Source organism: Mangrovimonas sp. CR14, assembly GCF_011764015.1.
Lineage (GTDB): Bacteria > Bacteroidota > Bacteroidia > Flavobacteriales > Flavobacteriaceae > Mangrovimonas > Mangrovimonas futianensis.
The window spans coordinates 1-5,781 of the sequence record NZ_JAAFZY010000013.1; the positions used below are offsets into that span (position 1 = coordinate 1).

Below are 5,781 nucleotides of genomic sequence, written 5' to 3' on the forward strand. Positions count from 1 at the left end.
AAGTACCCGGATATGGTGATCAACGCGACTTCACATACGGACAGCCGTGGATCTGCCTCATACAACGAGAGATTGTCTGACAGACGTGCCAAGACGACCGTACAGTATGTGATCTCCAAGGGTATAGATGCCTCAAGGATCACAGGTAAGGGTATGGGCGAGAGCGATCCTAAGGTGGATTGTGGAAGCAACTGCAGCGAAGAGGAACACCAATTGAACAGAAGGTCTGAGTTTATCATCACCACTGGAGGTCCGCAGGACCAATAGGGAGATGGAGGACCCAAATATAAGAGCATAAAAAAAGCCCTACCAAACGGTAGGGCTTTTTTGTACATGCTAGTTGATGAAATATTGGGAATTCAGTAAAATTCTTGGGATTGGAAAGATGGTAGTTTGATATATTAATAAAATGTTAGGTAAATTTCTCTAAATGCTTAAATATGTTTATTAAAAGTGTTAAAATATAGTTAAATCTATTCATCGAAAATTCTTGTATTTAATCTATAAACTACCAATTAATCAATGGTTGAGGAGCTTTTTTTATACATTTAGTCCTTAAAGTTTACTTAAAATGTTAATTAATTGAATAGAATAAATTTTCATTCAAAGGATTCATTTTTTTCGTAAACCTAATTTAAAACCACTCCTTAACACAAAATGAAAAGAACTACATTATTTGTATTTATGAGTTTTATGATGCTTTGGCATCTCAATGCTCAGGTCACGATTGGTTCCGGAACATTGGAATCAGAAAATGCACCATTTGAACCGTGGTATGGGTATTCCTATACTCAAACGGTTTATTTGGCTGAAGAAATTAATGCCTCTGGGGAGATTACAGGGCTTCAATGGTACTATAGTGGTACATCGGCATTGCCCGATAGTCAAAGTTTGGTAATTTATCTTGCAGAATCCACAAGAACAGAATTCGCCTCTACAACAGATTGGGAGCCGATTGCTAGTTTTACCCAAGTTTATTCAGGAGGAATAACTGTTGAAGCTGGGGTAAATGGATGGGTCCAGATTGTTTTCGATACCCCATTTACTTATTCTGGAACGGATAATTTGCTTATTGCCGTAGAAGAAAATATGCCATCCTATGATTCTTCTGGAGATGATTTCTATAATACGGAGGTAGCAACAAATAGATCGATATCACATTATAGTGATGGAACTAATGCTGATCCAGCTGCACCACCTACAGCAAATAATATTGATAATACCATAGCAAATGTGATTTTGGATGGAATTACTCAGGCTTGTCCAAACCCAGCCGATTTAACTGCTGGTACAGTTGAAGCTTTTTCAGCTGAATTATCATGGACTGAAAATGGTAGTGCTACGGCATGGAACCTTGAAGTTGTTGAAGCTGGAACCGCACCTACTGGAACAGGTAACTATACAGCAGATGCCAATCCTTATACAGTAACATCTTTAACTCCTGGGACCAATTATGAATATTATGTTCAGGCGGATTGTGGAGATACAGATGGTTTAAGTGGTTGGATTGGACCGTTTTCTTTTACAACTCTAGAGGTCTGTATTAGTCCATCTGATTTGGCTGTTAATTCTACTGGATTGGATAGTGCTGAATTAACATGGACTGAAAATGGTGGTGCTACGGCATGGAACCTTGAAGTTGTTGAGGCTGGAACCTCACCTACTGGAACGGGGAATTATACGGCAGATGCTAATCCTTATACAGTAACGGGTTTGATGTCTGGAACAAGTTATGAGTATTATGTTCAAGCCGATTGTGGTGATGCAGATGGAGTGAGCAACTGGATAGGGCCATTTGCTTTTGATACGCAACTTTGTGATGTGAGTGAGCAGTGTGAGTACACATTCGTAATGACCGATTCATTTGGAGATGGTTGGAATGGAAACTCAATGACCATTTCTCAAAATGGTGTAGATGTGGAAACAATTACCTTATCTTCAGGGTCTTCAGGAGAAGCTCTAGTAGCATTATGTGATGGCCAACCATTTGAACTATTTTGGAATACTGGTGGTTCTTGGTCTGGAGAAGTTGGAATAGTTATTCAAGCCTTTGGTGAAGATTTATTTACAATGCCTAGTGGTTCAGGTTCACTACAAGGAACAACTATATATTCTGGAACAGTAAACTGTACACCTCCTTCTTGCGAAATACCAACCGCTCTAACTGCAGATAATATTACTGCTTTTACAGCTGAGTTAAGCTGGACAGATAGTAATACTGGTATTTCTTCTTGGAATATAGAAGTTGTTGAAGCTGGAACAACTCCAACAGGTGTGGCAACCGACGTTGCAGACACCAATACAGCTTTTGAGGTAAGTGATTTATCTGCTATAACGGAATATGCATATTATGTTCAAGCGAACTGTGGAGATGAAAATGGGGTAAGTAACTGGGCAGGACCATTTTTGTTTACAACGACTTGTGATGTATTTATACCTTATTACCTTCAAGAATTTGATACTATTATTCCAGAGTGTTGGGATGAAGCCAATGATGGAGATCCAACAACAGGGCCTTCAGATTTTGGAGCAGGGTCATGGACTAGTGATGGTTTTGCAAATGTTGGTTTTTCAGGAGCATATAAAATTAATTTATTCACAACAGGTAAAAGCGATTGGATCATCTCACCAGAATTTGATTTGACTGGTGGTCCATGGCAGTTTGAAATCGATGTGGCTTTTATGCAATTTGCAAGTTCTACAACGGCTTCAACCCTAGGATCAGATGATGAAGTTCAGGTTTTAATTACTACTGATGGTGGTACTACCTGGACACCTATTTTCGAATGGGATAATACCACGGTCATTGCAGCTGGTGGAGAACATTTCATTTTTGATTTAACGCCTTATTCTGATATGGTTGTTCAGTTTGGAATTTGGGGATCTGAAGGAACTGTAAATGATCCAGAAGATGTTGATGTCTCCGTAGATAATTTTGAGATAAGAGAAATCCCTACTTGTCCCGAGCCAATTGAACTTTCAGCAACTAACCTGTCATTAACATCTACCGAGATTTCTTGGGTTGAGTTTGGAACGGCTGAAGTTTGGAATGTTGAATACGGACCAGCAGGATTTACTCCAGGAAATGGAGAGGGAACAGTATTAATAGATGTTACTAGCCCGTATGTATTAGAGAATCTTGATTCTGATACTTCTTATGATTTTTATGTACAAGCTGATTGTGGTGAAGGTGATGTGAGTATTTGGTCTGGACCAGGAAATTTTTATACAGGATATTGTGAATCTGTACCAACAAGTAATGATGGTCAAGGGGTAAGCAATACTGTTATTTCAACGACTTCATTCCCTAGTTTTGGAGATGTAACTTATGAAAATCATACAGATACGGTAGTGAATATCTTCCAAGGTATTTTGGCTAACTGTCAAGTTACTTTCGCTACAGGATTTACATATGACACCAATATTTGGATTGATTTTAATGATAATTTGGTTTTTGAAGCAGATGAATTGGTTTTTGACGGTGTTTCTACAAACCAAAACCCAACCACATTAGATGCTTCATTTGTTGTTCCTGCCGACGCCCCATTAGGGGAACACAGAATGCGTATTGGAACGGCAGACTCTGGACAATCAACACCTAATCCATGTTACAATGGGTCTTGGGGAGTTACCTTGGATTTTACAGTCAATATCATAGAGTTGACCTGTGTCATGCCTGAGGTTGAATTCAGTTATATGGAAGATTGTGATAACCTGCAAGGATTTGTAGATGTGGTAATTGCTGATATCGGAGATGCAGAATCTATTTTGGTTTCCAATAACGTTGATGCTACCACTATTCAGGTTACTGAACCAGGAACTTACCAAATGGGACCATTTACTCTAGACCAATCGGTATTTATTACCGTTGAAAATGAACAAGACAGTAACTGTACCATTAATAGTCCAACCTATTTGACTACTTGTCCAACATTTTGTTTGGATGCGCTTCCAATTTGTGCCTCTGATATTTGGTACCCGAGTATTACAGGTGATCAAGAAGCTCCAGATTATCTAGATTATGGGTGTCTATTTTCCCAACCAGATCCACAGTGGAATACCATAATTTTTGATGAACCTGGAGATTACCAATTCTCTTTAGATCAAACAACAGGTGAAGGTGGAACAGGAACAGGATTGGATATCGATTTCATCGTTTGGGGACCATTTGATAGCCAAGACGGAGGTTGTTTCTTATTAACACCTGAGTTTGAAGCAGACTGTAGTTATTCCGCTACGGCTTCAGAAACGATTAACCTTAATGGGGTTCAAGCTGGAGATTTATATGTGATATTAATAACAAATTTCTCGCAACAAGATGGATTTTATAACCTTTCTCAAGATTCTGGTCCTGAGAATGGAACCAATTGTGAGGTAGTTTGTGATGTTGTTATCGAAACAGTTGATGGAGTAGATGTGACTATGTTGCCAGAAGGAGAATCTATTGATTTTTGTGGTGTTGAAACAGTTACCTTAGTATCTGAATCTCCTTATGCAGACACATTTGATTTATACAATGATGGTATATATATTACCACCAATACAACAGGAACTTTTGAAGTATCTGAATCAGGTTCCTACTTTGTGATAGCCTATGGTGATATCTGCGAGGGTACTTCTACGTCTCCTACTGTCATGGTTAATCTATTTAATCTAGCATCTATAAATGAACCTGCTGATATGGAGGTTTGTGATGATGCTAGTAATGATGGTTTTGCAGAATTTGATTTTGAATCCCAAACAGCGGTAATTATTGGAGAAGAAGATCCAAGTGTTTATAATGTTACTTATTATGCGTCTCAAGAGGATGCTGATGCAGCAACAAATGAATTGCCAGTTCTTTATACCAATACTTCCTCTCCTCAAACAATCTATGTAAGAGTAGAAGATGCTAGTTCAGATGGAGGATCAGATTGTTATGTGGTCACTTCTTTTGAAATTATGGTAAATCCTTTGGATGACGCTTCATTTACATTGACAGCAACTTGTGATGGTGCCGTTGCAACTGTTTTAGGAACACCAGGAGGTTCTTTTGCTCTAAATCCTGATTTAGGGGATGGAGCTGTTGTAGATCCTGCTACAGGTACCATAACTGGAGGAGTTCCTGGAGCTATATATACTGTTGATTATACAACTACAGGTGTTTGTCCAGCAACTACTTCAGAAACAGTCGTAGTATTGCCTCAAGAGGATGCTTCGTTTACACTTGAAGCTGATTGTTATGGTGCGAGTGCTACAATTACCGGAGATGTTGGAGGAATCTTTGCGTTTGATGAATTCCCTTCTGATGACGCTCTTATAGATGCCACAACAGGAGAAATAACAGGTGGTTCTTCAGATACAACTTATGTTATTTCTTATACAACAAGTGGGCCTTGTCCTGCTTCTTCTATACAATCTGTAACAACCTATGCAGAGGAAGATGCTTCATTTGAGATGACAGCTACTTGTGATGGAGGTACAGCAGATGTTTATGGAGATTTAGGAGGTACCTTCGAAATTGTAGAGCCAACTAATACCGATGCTGTAATTGACTCTGAAACAGGAGAAATTACTGGTGGTCCAGGAGGAACAGAATTTACAGTGAGCTATACAACTTCAGGCCCATGTCCTGCTACGGAATATGTAACTGTAATGTCAGATACCTGTTTATTCCCAGAGGTAGTAACACCAAACGGAGACGGTAGCAACGACAGTTTCGATCTGACCGGATTTGGGGTTAACAGTCTTGAGATCTTCAACCGATACGGTACGAAGGTATACAGTTTCACCGGGGCTTAC

At 39.2% G+C, this 5,781-nt stretch carries 2 protein-coding genes; both read left to right on the top strand.

The window, feature by feature from the left end; translation table 11 throughout:
- On the top strand, nucleotides 1-267 hold a 267-nt coding region (locus GZ212_RS15975; protein WP_166962524.1), incomplete at its 5' end, for an OmpA family protein.
- A 390-nt stretch (nucleotides 268-657) separates the two neighbouring features.
- Nucleotides 658-5,781, top strand: a 5,124-nt coding sequence (locus tag GZ212_RS15980) for a fibronectin type III domain-containing protein (RefSeq protein WP_206080469.1), incomplete at its 3' end; no start/stop codon positions are given.